This is a genomic window from Cryobacterium sp. 10C3 (genome assembly GCF_034314285.1).
Lineage (GTDB): Bacteria > Actinomycetota > Actinomycetes > Actinomycetales > Microbacteriaceae > Cryobacterium > Cryobacterium glucosi.
Map to the genome: position 1 here is coordinate 3,106,769 of NZ_JAVIWF010000002.1, position 17,745 is coordinate 3,124,513.

Here is a 17,745-nt window from a genome sequence, read left to right on the forward strand (position 1 = left end):
CATCGAAAACGACGATTCACCCGCTTTCGCGGCAGCAGGACGACAGCAGGAGGATAGGGACATGACGAAGATCACGGTACTGGCGGGCGGGATCGGCGGGGCCCGGTTCACGCGGGGGCTGCTGCACTACCTCGCGGCGAGCGACCCCTCCGCGCGGGTGACGGTCATCGTCAACACCGGCGACGACATGTGGCTCGATGGCCTGCGGATCTGCCCCGACCTCGACACGGTGATGTACACCCTCGGCGGCGGCATCCACGAGGAGCAGGGCTGGGGCCGCCCGGACGAGTCCCGCCGCACCTCGGCCGAGATCGCGGCGTACGGGCGCGGCTGGTCGTGGTTCACGCTCGGCGACCTCGACCTCGCGACCCACATCGTGCGCAGCGACCTGCTGCGCTCCGGCTCCACCCTGAGCGAGGCGACCGCGTTCCTCTGCGAGCGCTGGCAGCCCGGAGCCCGCCTCCTGCCGATGAGCGACCAGCCCGTCGAGACCCATGCGCGCCTCGCAGCGGATGCCGACGAGCACCGCGCCGGGGACCTGATCCATTTCGAAGAATGGTGGGTCCGGTATCGGGCGAGCGTGCCGGTCAGCCAGTTCGTGCAGCGCGGGCTCGACACGGCGGAGGCCGCGCCCGGCGTGCTCGAGGCAATCCTGGAGGCGGACCTCGTGATCCTGCCGCCGTCGAACCCCGTGGTCTCGATCGGCACGATCCTTGCGATCCCGGGCATCCGTGACGCCCTGCGATCCACGCCCGCCCGCGTCGTCGGCGTCTCGCCGATCATCGCGGGAGCCGCCGTCCGCGGCATGGCCGACGCGTGCCTCCAGACCATCGGCGTCGCCACGACCGCTGCGGCCGTCGGCCTGCACTACGGCGCCCGGTCCACCGGCGGCATCCTCGACGGCTGGCTCGTCGACGAAACGGATGCCGCGGCGCTGCCCGCTCTCGCGGCCGCCGGGATCCGCTCACTCGCGGTGCCGCTCTGGATGCACGACCTGGACACGACGGCGGAAATTGCGGCAACATTGTTCCGGATCGCGTCGCCTGCGCGGGGGATACACTAAGTCAGGCTAATTATTCTTCAAGCTAACTAATTTGCCCCCGGTTCAGCGCTCGATTCCGGTCGGCCTACCGGAAGGACCCTACTGTCATGCCCGCACATCTCGACTCCGCGTTGCACGGCGGCTCGATCACCGCCGTCGTCGGAGCTGTCCCCGGCATGCCGGCATACGTCGCCGCGCTCATCGTCGGCGCCATCATCGTCGCGGCCGCCGTCGCGATCGTTCTGATCGTCGTGCGGCACCGCGCAGCGCGCCGCAGCGCAGCCAGCGCCTCCACTGGGTCCGGCTCGACCAACACGGCCAGCGCCTCCACGGGGGCCGGCTCGACCAACACGGCCAGCGCGTCCGGCGCGTCCGGCGCGGCCTCGGATGCCACGGGCACCCCGGGCCACCCGGCCAGCGCGGCCCCGACCACCGTCGGGAACGCCCCGGGCAGCACCCAGACGACCGCACCCGGCTCCGATGCCGCCCACGCTCCCGCTTCGGCCGGAACGCCGGGCGCATCCGCTCTCGCCTCGGCCGCCGTATCCGCCCCGGCGCCGTCCCTGGTGCACCCGAGACATGAGCCCGTCGTCATCAGCACGCCGCACCCCAAGCGAAAACTCGCCACGATGACGATGCCGCTCACCACGGCGATCCCGATCGTGCCGACCACCTCAACCGGCTCGGTGTCGACCGGCAAGAAGACCGTGCTCGACTACATCGACGAGCGCACCATCGTGCTCGACGTCGAGGAGACCGACCGGGACCGGATGATCCGCACCCTCGCCGGCATGATGAGCACGACCGGGCGGATCACCGACGTGGGGCTCGTCGCCCAGGCCGCGTTCCGCCGCGAGACCCACGGCACCACGAGCATGGGCAACGGCATCGCGATCGCGCACGCCAAGTGCGACTCCGTCGTCGCCCCGGTGCTCGCTTTCGCGCGCAGCAAGCACGGCATCGACTGGAACTCAGCGGACGGCGAGAAGGCGACGCTGATCTTCATGATCGCCGTGCCCAAGGCCTCGGCAGGAACCGAACACCTCCGGGTGCTGTCCCAGCTCTCGCGCTGCCTCGCGAAGCCGGCGTTCCGCGCCGCGATCCAGTCCGCGCAGACCCCGGCCGCCGTGCTCGAGGCCCTCGCGATCAGCGCCAACCTCAAGAAGCCCGAGCAACCCCAGCCCTAGCCCGATCCGGCCGTCATCCCAGCTCCAGCTCCAGCTCCAGCTCCAGCTCCAGCGATCGTCAGTCTTCCGAATTCAGGAGTTGCGGCCGCCAGACTGCAGCACTTCCCGGAGCAGTGCGGCGGGGGCGGGCACCGCGGGCGCAACTCCTGAATTCGGCACGCCCACTGTCGAAGGTGACGCTCGGTCGTGTCTGCACGCGCGGCTCAGGCGCGGGCGCGGATGCGGGGGCCAGGTCGCGCTCGAAGGCCGTCAGGAACCGCTCCTGGTCGTGGCCGGGCGCGTGGAAGACCAGGTGGTTGAAGCCGGCATCGATGTACTCGCCGATCGCCGCGACCGTCTCGTCGGGGTCAGAGCCCACGATCCAGCGCTTGGCGACCTGCTCGATCGGCAGGGCATCCGCGGCCGCCTCCATCTCCGACGGGTCGGTGATGTCGTGCTTCTGCTCGGGCGTGAGCGACAACGGGGCCCAGAACCGGGTGTTCTCGAGCGCGAGCGCCGGGTCGGTGTCGTAGGAGAGCTTGATCTCGATCATCCGGTCGATCGTGGCCGCATCCCGCCCGGCCTTCTCCGCGCCGGCCGCGACAGCCGGTAACAGCTTCTCGGTGTAGAGCTCCATGCCCTTGCCCGAGGTGCAGATGAAGCCGTCCCCCGACCGGCCCGCATAGCCCGCCACGAGGGGTCCGCCCGCGGCGACGTACACCGGGATGCCTCCCTCGGGTCGGTCATAGATGCTCGCGTCATGGGTGCTGTAGTACTCGCCCTCGAAGCTCACCTTGTCCTCCGACCAGAGCGCGCGCATCATCGCGATCGACTCGCGCAGCCGGGCGTAGCGTTCCTTGAACTCGGGCCAGTCCTGGGCGCCTGCGCCGCGGAACCCGGTCGCGATCTCGTTGAGGGCCTCTCCCGTCCCGACACCGAGCATGATCCTGCCCGGGTAGAGGCAGCCGAGCGTCGCGAAGGCCTGGGCGATCACGGCGGGGTTGTACCGGAACGTCGGCGTCATCACCGAGGTGCCGATCTGCACCCGTGTCGTGCGCTCCCCGACGGCCGCCATCCAGGCCAGAGAGAACGGGGCGTGGCCGCCGGTGTGCCGCCAGGGCTGGAAGTGGTCACTCACCGCGACCGATTCGAAACCGTGCCGCTCGGCGGCGACGGCGATCTCGACCAGCTCACGCGGGGCGAACTGCTCGGCGGAGGCCTTGTATCCGAGTTTCAGAGGAAGCATGATGCTCATTTCTCGAGGGGGCGATCGGGGGACGGAACCAGGGCTGCGGGCGGTGGGACGGGCGACTCCTGCTGGGCCGAGTCCTGCGGGGCGGCGGATGCTGCGGTGAGCAGGGCGGACGTGTACGGTCCGGCACCCAGTCGTTCGACCAGGGCACAGGTCGGCCGGGGTGTCGACGTCGCGGCGGATTCCGGACCCGGCCGGCAGCGTGAGCGGAACGTGCCCGGCCGCCTCGTGCGCCGCGCGTGAGCCGGAGCCGAAACGCGGGCTGATCGGCACCCCGGCGAGCGCGAGCAGGGTCGTGGTGCCGGTCCGGTCGGCATCCGGCACCATCGACCGCTCGTGGTGGGCAGCAAGCGCGAGCGTCCGTTCGACGTCATCCGCGGTGAGGGCAGGCAGGTCTCCGGTGATGACGGCGCGGTGCGCAGCGGGGAACTCCGCAGCGGCCGCGGCCAGTCCCACGTCGATCGCGGCGTTGAGCGGGTCGACCGGGTCCCGAACCTCGGCGACGATGTGCGCGCCCAGGCGGGCGAGTCGCGCGCCGAGGACGGTGTCCCCGGTCACGACGAAGACGGCAAGGACCGGGGCGGCTGCGGCGAGGGCAGCAACGGTGTCGAGGGCGAACGCGTCGGCGAGCTCGGCACGGTCCGGGCCGGCGCCGCCGAGGCGTGTCTTCGCGCCAGGGTTTCCCTTGACCGGAACCACGACCACCCAGCTCACGGCAGGTCGGCTTCCGCGGCGGTGAGTCCGGCGGCCAGTCCGGCCGCGTAGCCCCTGGTGTAGCCGAGGGCCTCGGCCTCCGCGCTGCCGAGCCGGAACATGTCGGTCTCGCTCGGGCGCAGCAGAATAGCCGCCCCGCGATCGACAACACCCGATCTGGCGGTGACGGGGTCAGCGGCCGGGAGCGGCAGGACCAGCCGGCCGAGCCCCCGGATCACGGCGACCGGGTTGCCGCTCGCCTTGCCCTTGACGAGGTCGGCGGCGCCGGCGATCTCGTCGCCGACGGCGGGCGCGGTGACGTTGAGGAGTTTGCCGGCGGCATCCGTCGTGCCGCGCAGGTCGTCGAGCACGGCGACGCCGGCCGCGCCGATCGCGATGTCGGTCTGGCCCTCGCGCCAGGGGCGCCCAGCGGTGTCGGTGATGATGACACCGAGGCGGAGCCCGGTGCGTGCCCGCACCGCGGCGCAGAGGGCGCGGGCGGAGGCATCCGGATCGGCCGGAAGGAGCAGCACGAAGCCCTCGGGGGTGTTGCTCGCGTCGACGCCGGCCGCGGCCATCACGAGGCCCTGCCGGTTCTCGACGATGCGGGTCACGCCACCCGGGTACGCGCGGGTCGCGACGACACGCACGGTCTCCTCGGTGATCGCCTGCTCGCGGTCGGCCGCCGCGCGCAGGCGGCCCTCGGCCTTGGAGACGATCTTGCTCGTGACCGCGAGGATGTCGCCGTCACTCAGCAGGGTGCCCCCAGCGACTCCGGCGGCCGCGACTTCTGCAGCGGCGAGGATCAGCCCGGCGAGGTCGGCGCCCGCCGCGACCTCGGGAATCCCCTCGAGGGCGAAAACGCTCAGTTCGCCGCGCACCGGTCCCGCTTTCCGCTCATCCTTCGATCCTGTCACGTCCCGTAACCGCCCGGAGGTCCCGGCTCTTCCCGACTCGTCGCAGATCGAAGTTCCCACGTCACGTGAACGTCGATGTGCGACACCTCACGAGCCACCCTCGTTCGCGGGGCGAAATAAAGTTAGTTAAGCTTATGAAATTGAGCTGCGGTGTTCACGGAGATTCCGGTCGACCTCGGCCCGGAAGGACTCTCGAGCCATGCCCGAACCCCTCACCGCGACAACAGCACCACATCGACTCCTGATCCTGGGCCTCACGGCCTGCCCCACCGGCATCGCGCACACCTACATGGCTGCCGAGAAGCTATCGGCCGCGGCGGCCGAACTCGGCTATGACATGAAGGTCGAGACGCACGGCTCCGTCGGCGTCGAAGGCGCCTTCAGCCCGGCCGACATCGACCGTGCCGACGCCGTCGTGATCGCGGCAGACACCAGGATCGACCCGTCACGCTTCGCGGGCAAGCGGATCATCTCCGTCGGGGTGGCCGACGGCATCCACCGCCCTGCCGCTTTGATCCGGGAGGCCCTCGCCGCCGCGCCGTCAGCGGCCGCCGACGGACCCGACGGCTCGGCCGGGAATACCCCCGCCCCGACCACCGGACGGTCAGACGTCGGCGGCACCCTTTACCGCGCCCTGATGAACGGCGTCTCCTACATGATCCCGTTCGTCGTGGTCGGCGGGCTGCTGATCGCCATCTCGCTCTCCCTCGGCGGCGAGGCGACCCCGAAGGGCCTCGTCATCCCGGAGGGCAGCTTCTGGTTGACGATCAACCAGATCGGCGTGCTCGGCTTCACCCTGATGGTGCCGATCCTCTCCGGGTTCATCGCCTACGCGATCGCCGACCGGCCCGGGCTCGCGCCGGGCATGATCAGCGGCTGGATCGCCACGACAGGGTCGTTCTACCACTCCGAGTCCGGCGCCGGCTTCATCGGCGGCATCGTCACCGGGTTCCTCGTCGGTTTCGTCGCCCTCGGCATCAAGAAGATCCCCGTGCACCGGTACATCAAGCCGATCATGCCGATCCTCGTGATCCCCGTGCTCACCACCGTGATCGTCGGCGGCGCCTTCGTGCTCGCCCTCGGCCAGCCGATCAGCTGGGTCTTCTCCACCATGAGCACGTTCCTCACCGGCCTGCAGGGCGGCAGCGCGATCGTGCTCGGCCTGATCCTCGGCGCCATGGTCGCCTTCGACATGGGCGGCCCGGTCAACAAGACCGCGTTCCTCTTCGGCAGCGCCCTGATCGCGACAGGGAACCCCGCCCCGATGGGCATGGTCGCCGCCGCGATCGCCGTCCCGCCGCTCGGGATGGGCCTGGCCACCCTGATCCGCGGCCGCTACTTCTCCAAGCCGGAGCGTGAGGCCGGGATCGCCGCCCTGTTCATGGGGTTCTTCGGCATCACAGAAGGCGCCATCCCGCTCGCCGCCGCCAAGCCGCTGCAGGTCATCCCCGCGAACATGCTCGGCGGAGCCGTCGCCGGCGGCATCGCAGCCCTCTTCGCGGTCACCGACTCCGTGCCGCACGGCGGACCGATCGTCGCCGTCTTCGGCGCCGTCTCCGGGGTGCCGATGTACTTCGCGGCCCTGCTCATCGGTGCCGTCGTCACCGCCCTCGTCTCCCTGCTGCTCCTCGGAATGTCCGCGCGCAGGGCCGGACGCCACACGCGGCAGGCCGCCGCGGAGACATCCGTCTCGACGGCACCACAGGCAGTGCCGGCACCGGCCCCGGCACCGGCACCGAAGACGGTTCTCGACTACATCGACGAAGACACGATCGTGCTCGACGCCGCCGACACCGACACCGACGCGATGATCCGCACCCTCGTCGGCCGGATGGGCGCCACCGGCCGCGTCACCGACGCAGGCGTCGTCATCCAGGCGGCCCTCGCCCGCGAGAAGCTCGGCACCACGGCCGTCGGAGACGGCATCGCGATCCCGCACGCCAAATCGGACGGCGTGAGCGCCCCGATCCTGGCCTTCGCCCGCAGCAGGCACGGCGTCGCCTGGAACGCGCCCGATGGCACCCCGGCCACGCTGATCTTCCTGATCGCCGTTCCGGAGGCGGCGGCCGGAACCGAGCACCTCACCGTGCTCGCCCAGCTGTCCCGCGCCCTGATGAAGCCCGCCTTCCGCGCCACCCTCCAGGCCGCAGCGACCCCGGCAGACGTGCTCGCGGCACTGGCCGCCCAGGTCGGACCGAAGCAGTCGACGCCCGTCGCACCCTGAGGCCGGCACTCCAGCGCCGTGAGGTGTCGCAGATCGAGGTTCCCGCATGCAACGAACGTCGATCTGCGACACCTCAGGGGGCGGTGCGCGCCAACGCGACCTGCGGCATCCGTCAAATAGGCTGGGCGCATGCGCATCGCCACCTGGAACGTCAACTCCATCCGAGCCCGCTCCGCCCGTGTCGTCGACTGGCTCGTGCGCGAGGACATCGACGTGCTCGCCATGCAGGAGATCAAGTGCAAGCCGGAGCAGTTCCCCTCCGACGTCTTCGAGGAGGCCGGCTACGAGCTCGCCATCCACGGCCTCAGCCAGTGGAACGGCGTCGCCTTCGCGAGCAGGCACCCCGTGACGGATGTCGCAACGAGCTTCCCCGGCATGCCCGGCTTCCTGAAAGGCCAGGAAGGCCCCGGGCTGCCGCTCGAGGCCCGTGCGCTCGGGGTCACGGTGAATGACCTGCGGCTCTGGAGCCTCTACGTTCCGAACGGGCGCGCGCTCGACGACCCGCACTACGCGTACAAGCTCGACTGGCTCGCGAAGCTCGACGAGCACACCCGCGCCGAACTCGCCGCCCGCCCCGATCTCGCCCTCGCGCTGATGGGCGACTGGAACGTGGCCCCCTCGACTCCGACGTCGGCGACCCGACGCTGGTCCCCGGGGTGTCGACGCACATCTCACCGCCGGAACGGGCCGCCTTCGAGGCCTTCGCCGCCGCAGGGCTGACCGACCCCGTGCGCACCCTCGTTCCGGAGGGCTTCACCTACTGGGACTACAAGCAACTGCGGTTCCCGCGCAACGAGGGCCTCCGCATCGACTTCATCCTCGGCTCGCCGGCGTTCACCGACCTCGTCACCGCCGCGAGCATCCACCGGAACGAACGCAAGGGCGACGCACCGAGCGACCACGTGCCCGTCGTCGTCGACCTCACCCTCGACGACGAGGACGACGACCGCCCGATGATCTTCTGACCCCTCGCCGGATGACGCGACCGTCGGGGATACTGGAAGCATGTCTTCCGTATCGCCGGGGAACGACGGCAATCCGGCGGCGGCCGGGCCGTCCGATTCCGTCACCGTCTCCATCACGCGCCGGGTGCAACCCACCCGGATAGCCGAGGCGACCCACTGGGCCCAGCAGGGCATGGACCTCGCGAGCGCGTTCCCCGGCTTCCTCGGCTCCGGCTGGGTGCGCACGAGCGCGGACTCGCTCAGCTGGCACATGCTCTACCGTTTCGACAACTCCGATTCACTGGATGCCTGGGAAGGCTCCGATGAGCGCGCCGAGTGGCTCGCCCAGGGCGTCGACTACATCCTCGACGCCCGCGTGCAGAAGCGCACCGGCATCGAAGGCTGGTTCGACACCCCGCAGGAGGGCGCGGACTCGGGCATCTACCAGCCCTCGCAGTGGAAGCAGACCGTCGCGATCGGCCTCGGCTTCTTCCCGACCAACGTGGTCTTCACCTTCCTCGTCACACTCGCGATCCCCGAGTGGGGCGGCTACCCGATCGTGCCCCGCATCCTGATGACGACCCTCGTGATGGCGCCCACGATGACACTGCTCGTGATGCCGTGGATCACGCGGTGGCTCCGCCCGTGGCTGACCCGGCCGCCGGCATCCGCCTACCGCCGCCCACAGGTCTAGACCACCCGCAGGCCTAGGCGGCCGGCGCGAGCAGGGCCGCGATCACGAGCAACGCCGGGATGGCGGCGATCGGCGCTCACGAGCACGGTGTCGCGGGCGACGACCATGCCGCGGTCGTACCGGGCCGCATAGTTGAAGACGTTCTGCGCGGTCGGCAGGGCTGCGACTGTCACGACGGCGAACAGCTCTGCGGGGCCGAGCCCGAAGACGAATCGGCCGAAGGCCCAGGCAACGACCGGCATCACGGCCACCTTGAGCGTCGCCGCGAGCGCGACCTGCTTCCTCCCTGAGCCGGGTCGCAGGATCCGGTCGCCGCGCAGTGACATGCCGAACGAGAGAAGGACCATCGGGACACCGGCCCCTCCGAGGATGTCGAGGGGTGCGAACACGGCGTCCGGGATCGGGATCCGGAACACGGCCACGATCAGACCGGACAGGGAGGCGAGGATCAGCGGGTTCCGGAACGGCTGGGTCAGGATCGACCGGACCGAGACCCGGCCGCTCGTCGCGACGTCGAGGATGCCGAGCAGGATCGGCGCGAAGACGAGCAGCTGCAGGAGGAGCACCGGGGCGACGTAGTGCGCACTGCCGAGCACGTAGATCGCTACGGGCAGGCCGATGTTGTTCGCGTTGACGTAGCCGGCTCCCGCGACGCCGAGCGCGGTTTCCGCCACGCGGTCCCGGCGCCGGCTCCCACCGATCGCCCTGCGGCGCACGAGGAACCGGCTGGCCGCGAGGTAGACCACGACGATGACCAGGACGGTGCACAGGGTGGTCAGGAGGAACCAGGAGAACAGCACCCGGACATCCGTGTGGCTCAGGACGGTGAACATCAGCGCGGGCATCGCCACGAAGAAGGCGACCCGATTGAGCACGAACCCGGCCGTCGGGCCAGCGAACCCCGCACGCTCGATGAGGTAGCCCACCAGGATCACGAATCCGATGATGGAGAACCCGACCAGGACGCCGCTCATTACTCCCAGATTAGGGGACAGTTCTGCTGCAGGAGAGCGCGAGTCTTGCCAGCGGTCACGCCACAGCCGTACGCTCGAAGCATGCCTCATCTCAGCGTTCCGGGTGCGTCGATGTACTACGAGACCGAAGGTGCGCTGTCGTCGCCGGCGATCCTGCTGCTGCACGCCGGCATCGCGAACCTGCGCATGTGGGACCCCCAGGTCGCAGCCCTCGCCGCCAGGCATTTCGTGGTGCGGTTCGATGCGCGCGGCTTCGGGCAGACCACGACCGAGAACGTCGCGTTCTCCAACCGGGCGGATGCCGTCGCGCTGCTCGATCATCTCGGCATCGCGTCCGCGACCCTCGTCGGCTGCTCGCGCGGAGGGTCGATCGCGATCGACATCGCCCTCGAGAGCCCGGACAGGGTCGCCGGGCTCGTCACGATCGGGTCCGGCCCGAGCGGTTTCCCCGAAGTCGAGCTCACCGAGCTCGAGGACGCCCGGTTCGACGAACTCGACGAGGCCTTCGACGCCCGTGACTGGCACCGGCTCGCCCGGCTGGAGGTCGCGCTGTGGGCGATCGGCACGACCAGGGACGAGAAGGCCCTCGATCCCGAGTTCGTGTCGACGGCCTACGCGCTCAACCGGGTCAATGTCGTGCACGCCGAGGAGAACCCGATCCCGATCCCGCTCGAACCGCCCGCGAGCAACCGGGTGATCGATATCGAGGTTCCCGCGCTCGTGACGGTCGGCGAGTTCGACGTGACGCCCGCGCTCGCCCAGTACGAGTACCTGCTGTCGACGCTGCCCTTCGCGAGCGGCTGCACCTTCCGCGACGCCGCGCACCTGCCGAGCGTCGAACTCCCTGACGAGTTCGAGCGGGTACTCCTCGACTGGCTCACCTCGAACGGCCTCTAGCCCCCGTCGCCCCGCCCCGCCCCGTCCGGAGCATCCGCTCGCACTCCCGCGAGAGCGGAGTTATGGCCCTTAAAACGCTGGTTTAGGGGCCACAACTCCGCTCTCGCGGAACGATAGGGGGCGCGGGCGGAGACGGGAGCGGTTGTCCACAGGCCGAACGGGGCATCCCGCCAGCGGGCGGCGACACGCTAACCTGTGGGGGCAGTCCACATCAAGCGAGGGGCAACGATGTCAGACCCGGCCGGCGGCGATTCAGCCGCACCCGATCCATTCGCGCAGCACGCGGGCACGGTGCTCTGGCCCGGCTCGCTCCGCGACCTGACCGACACGACCCTGTGCCCGGCCTGCCAGACCCCGCTCGCGCCATACGGGTGCCCGTCCTGCGGGCTCGACCTGCGGCATCCGGTCGCCGCCGAGCTGCTGGCCGTGTCAACGGATGCCGCGAAACTGCTCGACCGGCGCGTGGCGCTGATCGGGCGCCTGCGTTTCGACGCCGCCCGGGCCCGGGCCGCCGCCCAACAGGTGCAGCACACGCCGACCGCGCCGGCTCCGGCGCCTCCCCTGTCCTGGCTCCCCCAACCGCCGGCGACTGCTCCCCTGGTGGTCCCGATCGCGGCTTGGGCTTCGACCGCGCCATCGGTGCCGGTTCCGCCAGAGCACGCGACGCCGACGCACTCCCGATCAGCGCCCGCGCTGTCCACGCCGGCGCTGTCCACGCCGGCCCACCAGTCCCCGCCGCGGCAGGCACTCCCGAAGGCCGCACCTGCGCCGCGGGACCCCTCGCTCCCGCCGAAACGGTCGAGCGTGCAGATCCTGCTGCTCGTGGTCGGGGTCACGCTCGTGTCGGTCGCCGCGATCTTCTTCCTCACGGTCGCCTGGATCTTCGCCGGGCTCCTCGTGCGTTCCCTCATCGTCGGGGCATTCACGGCCGGGGCGCTGGTCACGGCCGCGGTGCTCAAGCGCCGCGGACTCGGGGTCACGGCGGAGGGCATCGGCGCCCTCGCGGTCGTGCTCGTGCTGCTCGACGCCTGGTCCCTCCGGCAGAACGACCTCTTCGGGCTCGGCGCGGCGGAGTCCGACGGCTACTGGGGGGTGACGCTCCTCGTGTGCACCGGGCTGTTCCTCGGCTGGCACGCCGTATCCGGGCTGCGGGTTGCGAGTGTCGCCGGCTTCGCGGCCGCCGCGCCCGGGCTCGGCCTGCTCGTCTCCGCCGCGGCGGTCGGCCAGGACGACCTGACCCGGGTCTACCTCGCGTGCCTCGGGGCATCCGTCGGCGCGCTCATCCACCGGTTCACCCGGGCGTCGACGCCGAAGGGCGCCGCCGCGCCGGTCGGTCGTTGGCCAGGCGCCGACCGGGCGCCCGAGCGGGCGATCGTGTTCGGTTTCGCCGTCGTGTCGCTGCTCGGTGCCCTCGCAACGGCCCCGTTCGTGGAGACGGGCAGCGAACTCTCCCCGCTCTGGCTGCTCGGCGCGGTCGCGCTCGTCGCCGCCGTGCACTCCGTCACGATCCTCGGGGTGCGCGCGGTACCTCCGGCCCAGGCCCCGGCCGACCCTGCCCAATCCGTCGCCTCAGCCTCTGCCCCGGCCGGCCCGGGCGCAGGCTCGCTCGCCTTCGCCTGCTTCTGTTCGGCCGTCGCGGCCCTCGCGCTCGCCCTGATCGCCCTGATCGTCGCGATCCGCACCACCAGCATCCCGCTCCTTGTCACGGCGCCCCTGCTGGTCGCGCTCACCCTCGCGCTCGGCTTGGAGCTCGTGTCCAACCGCGCCGCCGGTCCGCGGCGCACCGCCGAGCGCGTCGCGGCCCTGACGGCGGCCCTCGCCGCGGGCTATTTCACCCTCGCGACGGTCTCCAGCGCCGCGTGGCCGCTCGGCGTCGCGCTCGTGCGTGGCCTGACTGTGTTCGCGAGCGACCCGGGCAGGCCGTTCAACCCGCTCCTCTCCTGGTTCGACGAGCTGGACAACCCGGTCGGCCCGAACAGTCTCTGGGCCCTCAGCGCCCTCGTCGCAGCCGGCGCCCTGGCCGCCGTCATCTGGCACGCCGGGGGGCTGCTGCACGCTCGCACGCGCCTGGTCGCGGCGGTTTTCGCGGCTACTCTCGTGCTCGCGGTCCCGTTCGCGGGGCAGCTCCCCGGCTCGGTATGGCTGGTCACCCTGCTCTTCGGGCTGCTCGGCGGCGGCGCGCTGTTCGCCCTGCTCGCGCACCAGCGCGACCGGCTGCCGCTCGGTTCCCTCCGTCCCATCGTGCTCACCCTCGTCATCGTGAGCGTCTCCCTCGGTTTCCTGGTCGGCTGGGCGCGGTCGGACACCTGGTGGATCGGCACAGCCACCGGCATCCTCGCGCTCGTCGTCGCCCGCGGCCTGCTCGGCAACGTCCAAGAAGCCCACATCGCGGGAACCCCCGACCGCCCCGCGCACAGCGGGCGGGAACAGGGACGCGGCGCGCTCCTGGCGGGCGCGCTCCTGCTCACCCTGCTCGCCGTCGTCGTCGCGCCGTGGGCGCTCACCCTCGGCGCCCGGCCGCCGGCGACCGTGCTGCTCGTGGACCAGCTGCGCGGCCTCACCCTCGCGACCGCGCTCCTCCAGCTTTTCTTCGCGGTGCCGCTGCCCCGCTGGGTGCAGCCCACCGAGCGCCGCTGGGCCTTCCGGACCCTGCTCGCCCCCACGATCCTGGCCTTCGCCCTGCCCGTCGGGGACCTCGCCGCCGCCCTCGACCCGACCGGTCGCGCCGTCCTGCTGCAGCCCGAACCGGCAGCGGGCATCATCCACACTGTGCTGCTGCTCACTGCCGCCGTGCTCTGGCTCACGCTCCGCGGCAACCGCGCCGCCGCTCCCATCGAGCGGCTCACCGCGCTCGTCGCGATCGCCCCGGTGCTGTTCCTGCTGTTCGGCGCCGTGCTCCGGGCAGCGGATGCCCCCGCCACCGTCGCCGACGTGGCCGCGCCGGCCGCCGCCATCCTGTGCTGCGCCCTCGGGCTCACGCTCGGGTCGCTCGCGCTACGCACGTCGCCAGGGACGGTGTCCCGCGGCCCCACCGACCGGCTCGCCCTCGAGGTCGGCGCACTGCTCGTGCTCGGCCCGGCAACGATCACGGCGATCGCCACGAGCCGCCCGCTCGGCTGGGTCGCGCTCCTCCTCGCCGGCCTCGCCGCGCTCCTGGCCGCGATCACCCCCGACGGGCTCTTCGGCTCGCACTCCGCGCGACGGCACCTCGGCTGGGTGGCGCTCTGCCTCGGAATCGCGGGCCTCTGGCTCGGCCTCTCCCGGTCAGGCACCGAGGCCGTGGAACCCTACGTGCTGCCCGTCGCGGCGATCCTGCTCGTGCTGGCCGCGCTCATCCGCCGCTTCGGACTGGTCGACCGCAGGACGGCCGGGAGCCCGGTCGCCGCTTGGCTCACCCTCGCCGGGCTGCTCGTCGCGCTCGTGCCCGTCGCGCTTGTCGCCGGGACCGGCCCGCTCGCCCGCCCGCTCGCGGTCACCGGCGTCTCGGCCGCGCTGCTGCTCACTGCATGCACCCTGCGCTGGACCCCGCCGCGGTCCGGGTACCTCGCCGCGGCCGCGGCGAGCGGCACCCTCGGGCTGCTCGTGACGAGCGGCGGCCGGATCGTGGCGCTCCTCCGCTCCACCGAAGACGCAGGGCTCCTCATCGAGGCCTGGCTCCTGCCCGCACTGCTGGTTCTCGTTGTCGCCGGCATCCTCAGCGCACGCTCCGGGCGACGGATGCTCGGGGACGCCTCGGGTCCCGGTGACGCCCACCTCACGGCCAGGCTCGCCGTGCGCACCGGATACGGCCTGCTCACGGTCGCCGTCACCTTCGGGTCACTCGCCGAGGTCCTCAGCCTCGCCGCAGCGGCCCCCGACGAGACCCCGCTCGCCGCTCCGCGCGTCGTGCTGCTCGCCCTCGCCTGCGCGGCAGCGCACGTCGGTCTGATCCGGTGGGACCGCACCAGGGAGGGCCGCGCTCTCGCCTGGGCCGCCCTCGGCGGCGCCGGCGTCGCACTGCTCGGCGGATACCTGCACGGTGTCCCGGTTCCGCTCGAGATCGTGACGGTTCCGGTCGGACTCGTGATCGTCGGCGGGCGCCTCCTCGCCGCCGGCCAGTTCCACAGCCCCGTCCCGGCCACGGCCGCGGACTCGGGCGCGGCCCGGTCGACCCGGTTCTGGATCCAGGCCGGCCTCCTGCTCGCCGTGCTCCCGAGCGCCACGATCCCGCCGACACCGGACGGGTCCCTGCTCCGCCCGATCCTCGTGCTCACCTTCGGCGGCGCACTCGCGATCGCCGGCGCCACGCTCACAGCGACACCGGCGTGGCGTCCGCTGGCCTGGCCGGCCGTCTCCGCCGGACTCGTCGCCGTGCTGCTCACCGCCCTGAACCGAGTCAGCCCGCTCCTCGACACCGTCCCGGCCGGGCCGGATTCCCGGCTCGAGGGCTGGCTCCTGCCCGCGGCTGTGCTCGTGGCCGCGACCGGAATCGCCCTCCTGGCCGCGGCCCGCCGCGGCCCCGTCGCCGGTCTCGCCGCGGCCGTCGGCGACCACCCACCGACTGGCCCGGTCGACGGCGATGCGCGCGACGGCATCCGCTTCACCGGTTCGACGCCCGGCCCGGTGCGGACCGGCCCGCGACAGGTGCCGGCCACGGATGCCGCGACGTCGGCGCTCGGCTACGGTCTCGTGATCCTGGCGATGGCCGGCGTGCTCGGGGCCGAAGTCGCCGCGCTCGGGTATGCGCCTCTCGCGACGATCCGCGTCGTGCTGCTCGCCTGGACATTCTCCGCGGTGCACGTCACGGTGTTCCAGCTCGACCCGGGCCGGGCCGGCCGCTGGGTCGCGTGGCTGGCCATCGCCGCCGGCGGAGTCGCGGTGCTCGCCGGCTATGGCCACGGCGTGCCGCACCCGATCGAGATCGTGAGCGTTCCGCTCGCCCTCGCGCTCGTCACGAGCGGCTGGCTGCACCTCGAGGCGACGCCGTCCGCGCGCAGCTGGCCGTGGCTCGCACCGGGCCTCTTCGTGCTGCTCGGTCCGTCGCTCCTGCTCGACGTGACCGAGAGCCCGCTCTGGCGGGTCGTCGGGCTCGGAGTACTCGCGGTCGCCGTGCTGCTGGCCGGCCTGTGGCAGCGGTTGCAGGCGCCGTTCGTGCTGGGCGCCGTGGTGTTGCTCGTGCACGGTCTCGCCCAGCTGTGGCCGTGGATCGCGCTGGCCTACGAGGCCGTCGCCTGGTGGCTGTGGCTCGGCATCGGCGGCACCCTGCTGATCGTGCTCGCTGCCCGCTACGAGCAGCGGATCCGCGCTCTCAAGCAGATCGCGCTCGGCATCTCGTCGCTCCGCTGACGGGTCAGCGCAGCGACACCGTCGCGTGTCGCCGCCCCCTGCCGTGACGCGGGCGCGCTGTCAGCCGAGATCGAAGGTGACCCCGGTCAGGCGTTCGCTTTCCGACCACAGGCGCACGGCATCCGCGTGGTTGCCGGCCCGTTCGGACCGCCCGACCGGATGCGGGTGGCCGTGCTGCTCGCCGAAGCCGTCCGGCCCGACGAAGGTGTTGCCGGCGAGTCCCGGCTCGGTCGCGGCGTAGAGCGTGGGCAGCGCCCCCATCTCGGCCGGCTGGGCGAGGACCCGGTTGGCGAGATCCGTCAGTCGGCGTTCGAAGCCGTTGTTGTTGCCGCGCATGGTTGCGCCGACGGACTGCAGGTTCGTACGGGCGTACCCGGGGTGGGCGGCGAGGGCGAGCAGGGGTGCCCCTGCCGCGTGGGCCCGGCGCTGGAGTTCGCTTGTGAAGAGCAGGTTGGCGAGCTTGCTCTGGCCGTAGGCAGCCCAGGCCCTGTACTTCTGCGCGCCCATCAGGTCGTCCGAATCGCATCCGGCCGCGCCGGTGCAGTGCGGAGGAGAGTGTGACGACCCGGGCCTTCCGGCCGGTGTCCGGGCCGGTGACCGCGTCCGGGGCGGTGGCCGCCGCGGCGCGGGCGAGGAGGCCGGGCAGCAGCAGCCCGGTGAGGGCGAAATGGCCGAGGTGGTTGGTGCCGAACTGCAGTTCGAATCCGTCGACGGTCCGGCGCTCCGGCACGTTCATCACGCCCGCGTTGTTGACGAGGACGTCGAGTCCTTCGGGGTGCTCGGCGAGCCAGGCACTCGCGAAGGACCGAACCGAGGCGAGGCTGGACAGATCGAGCTCGCGCACCTGCACCGCGGCATCCGCCGCCCGGTCGGCCGGCAGCCCGGCCAGGATGCGCCGCGCTGCGTCTTCGCCCCTGACGAGATCACGCACGGCGAGGGTGACGGATGCCCCGTGCCCGGCCAGCTCGGACGCCGTCACGAATCCGAGCCCCGAGTTCGCTCCCGTGACGATGACCGTACGGCCTTGGAGGTCGGGGATGTCCGCGGCGGTCCAGCCGGGCTTCTTCGGCGACTTCTTCGGAGAAGCGGTGGTCATTTCGACAGCTCGATCCGGTAGCGCACGTGGTTCCGGTCGGCGCTCGCCTGCCAGAACTCGATCTCGCTCGGCTGCAGCGCGTAAAGCCGCCAGCTCGGGTTGGGCCGGCCGTCGGCGCCGGGGCGCTCGTCCCAGTCCTGCGCGGATGCCCGGGCCGAGAGCTCGATCACCGAACCGACAACGCGCACCTGCCTGCCCAGCTGCGGCCAGTAGAAGTTCATCGCCGCGCTCGGGTTCTCACTGAGCTCGAGGCCCTTGCGCGAGGTCGCGGAGCTCGCGAAGTGCCAGCCGGCCTCGTCGATGTTCTTGAGGATGAGCATCCGTGAGGACGGCTGGCCGGCAGCGGTCGTCGTGGCGAGGCTGAAGGCGTGCGGCTGCGGCACCCCGGCGGCGAGGGCGGCGGCAAGCCAGGCCTGGAAGAGCAGGGCGGGATCGGACTCGGCGGCCTTCGCGTCGAAGGGCGGGAGGGAGGCCGGGAAGTCCGGCAGGGAGCGCAACAGGGAACGGAAGGATTCGGTCAC

At 71.8% G+C, this 17,745-nt stretch carries 10 protein-coding genes and 4 pseudogenes; 7 read left to right on the plus strand and 7 right to left on the minus strand.

Annotated elements, in window-relative coordinates; all coding sequences use genetic code 11:
- Positions 1 to 61: 61 nt before the first annotated feature.
- The gene (cofD, locus tag RGU41_RS15675; RefSeq protein ID WP_322136804.1) at positions 62 to 1,063 is read left to right on the plus strand and encodes a 2-phospho-L-lactate transferase; all 1,002 of its coding nucleotides are present in this window, start codon (positions 62 to 64) and stop codon (positions 1,061 to 1,063) included.
- An 86-nt stretch (positions 1,064 to 1,149) separates the two neighbouring features.
- On the plus strand, positions 1,150 to 2,229 hold the full coding sequence (locus RGU41_RS15680; RefSeq protein WP_322136805.1) for a fructose PTS transporter subunit IIA: 1,080 nt from the start codon (positions 1,150 to 1,152) through the stop codon (positions 2,227 to 2,229).
- A gap of 223 nt (positions 2,230 to 2,452) precedes the next feature.
- On the opposite strand, the pseudogene fgd reads toward RGU41_RS15680, so the two are convergent.
- The 3 genes and pseudogenes from fgd to cofE form a co-directional block, all read right to left on the minus strand.
- A pseudogene (fgd, locus tag RGU41_RS15685) lies at positions 2,453 to 3,454 on the minus strand (glucose-6-phosphate dehydrogenase (coenzyme-F420)); the annotation flags it as partial.
- Between the two features lie 165 nt (positions 3,455 to 3,619).
- A pseudogene (gene cofC, locus RGU41_RS15690) lies at positions 3,620 to 4,174 on the minus strand (2-phospho-L-lactate guanylyltransferase); the annotation flags it as partial.
- The gene (cofE, locus tag RGU41_RS15695) at positions 4,171 to 5,070 is read right to left on the minus strand and encodes a coenzyme F420-0:L-glutamate ligase (protein WP_241975476.1); all 900 of its coding nucleotides are present in this window, start codon (positions 5,068 to 5,070) and stop codon (positions 4,171 to 4,173) included. The gene cofE and the pseudogene cofC, both read right to left, overlap by 4 nt.
- A 199-nt stretch (positions 5,071 to 5,269) precedes the next feature.
- On the opposite strand from cofE, the gene RGU41_RS15700 reads away from it, so the two are divergent.
- The 3 genes and pseudogenes from RGU41_RS15700 (at position 5,270) to RGU41_RS15710 (ending at position 8,932) form a co-directional block, all read left to right on the plus strand.
- A complete protein-coding gene (locus RGU41_RS15700; protein WP_322136806.1) occupies positions 5,270 to 7,294 on the plus strand; it encodes a fructose-specific PTS transporter subunit EIIC in 2,025 nt (674 codons plus the stop codon).
- Between the two features lie 129 nt (positions 7,295 to 7,423).
- A pseudogene (locus RGU41_RS15705) lies at positions 7,424 to 8,259 on the plus strand (exodeoxyribonuclease III).
- Positions 8,260 to 8,299: 40 nt separating this feature from the next.
- Entirely contained in the window at positions 8,300 to 8,932 is a 633-nt protein-coding gene (locus tag RGU41_RS15710) for an antibiotic biosynthesis monooxygenase (protein WP_322136807.1), read from the plus strand.
- Here the strand turns inward: RGU41_RS15710 and RGU41_RS15715 are convergent.
- On the minus strand, positions 8,929 to 9,906 hold the full coding sequence (locus RGU41_RS15715; protein WP_322136808.1) for an AEC family transporter: 978 nt from the start codon (positions 9,904 to 9,906) through the stop codon (positions 8,929 to 8,931). The two genes, RGU41_RS15710 and RGU41_RS15715, sit on opposite strands and share 4 nt — an antisense overlap.
- A gap of 81 nt (positions 9,907 to 9,987) precedes the next feature.
- Between RGU41_RS15715 and RGU41_RS15720 the strand changes: the two genes are divergently transcribed.
- Together RGU41_RS15720 and RGU41_RS15725 are read left to right on the plus strand one after the other, a co-directional pair.
- Entirely contained in the window at positions 9,988 to 10,803 is an 816-nt protein-coding gene (locus RGU41_RS15720) for an alpha/beta fold hydrolase (protein WP_134560373.1), read from the plus strand.
- Positions 10,804 to 11,031: 228 nt separating this feature from the next.
- Positions 11,032 to 16,128 carry an SCO7613 C-terminal domain-containing membrane protein gene (locus tag RGU41_RS15725; RefSeq protein ID WP_322136809.1) on the plus strand — a complete coding sequence of 1,699 codons (5,097 nt, stop codon included), beginning with the start codon at positions 11,032 to 11,034 and terminating at the stop codon, positions 16,126 to 16,128.
- Between the two features lie 60 nt (positions 16,129 to 16,188).
- Here the strand turns inward: RGU41_RS15725 and RGU41_RS15730 are convergent, their stop codons facing one another.
- The 3 genes and pseudogenes from RGU41_RS15730 to RGU41_RS15740 form a co-directional block, all read right to left on the minus strand.
- Positions 16,189 to 16,635 carry a hypothetical protein gene (locus RGU41_RS15730; protein WP_322137421.1) on the minus strand — a complete coding sequence of 149 codons (447 nt, stop codon included), beginning with the start codon at positions 16,633 to 16,635 and terminating at the stop codon, positions 16,189 to 16,191.
- A gap of 175 nt (positions 16,636 to 16,810) precedes the next feature.
- Positions 16,811 to 17,224, minus strand: a pseudogene (locus RGU41_RS15735) (SDR family NAD(P)-dependent oxidoreductase); the annotation flags it as partial.
- The gene (locus tag RGU41_RS15740) at positions 17,221 to 17,745 is read right to left on the minus strand and encodes a pyridoxamine 5'-phosphate oxidase family protein (RefSeq protein WP_322136810.1); all 525 of its coding nucleotides are present in this window, start codon (positions 17,743 to 17,745) and stop codon (positions 17,221 to 17,223) included. The pseudogene RGU41_RS15735 and the gene RGU41_RS15740, both read right to left, overlap by 4 nt.

Bases quoted from the DNA above. Each gene is read 5' to 3' on its own strand.
- cofD (WP_322136804.1), top strand. From the start codon at position 62: ATGACGAAGATCACGGTACTGGCGGGCGGGATCGGCGGGGCCCGGTTC.
- RGU41_RS15680 (WP_322136805.1), top strand. From the start codon at position 1,150: ATGCCCGCACATCTCGACTCCGCGTTGCACGGCGGCTCGATCACCGCC.
- RGU41_RS15700 (WP_322136806.1), top strand. From the start codon at position 5,270: ATGCCCGAACCCCTCACCGCGACAACAGCACCACATCGACTCCTGATC.
- RGU41_RS15710 (WP_322136807.1), top strand. From the start codon at position 8,300: ATGTCTTCCGTATCGCCGGGGAACGACGGCAATCCGGCGGCGGCCGGG.
- RGU41_RS15715 (WP_322136808.1), bottom strand. From the start codon at position 9,906: ATGAGCGGCGTCCTGGTCGGGTTCTCCATCATCGGATTCGTGATCCTG.
- RGU41_RS15720 (WP_134560373.1), top strand. From the start codon at position 9,988: ATGCCTCATCTCAGCGTTCCGGGTGCGTCGATGTACTACGAGACCGAA.
- RGU41_RS15725 (WP_322136809.1), top strand. From the start codon at position 11,032: ATGTCAGACCCGGCCGGCGGCGATTCAGCCGCACCCGATCCATTCGCG.
- RGU41_RS15730 (WP_322137421.1), bottom strand. From the start codon at position 16,635: ATGGGCGCGCAGAAGTACAGGGCCTGGGCTGCCTACGGCCAGAGCAAG.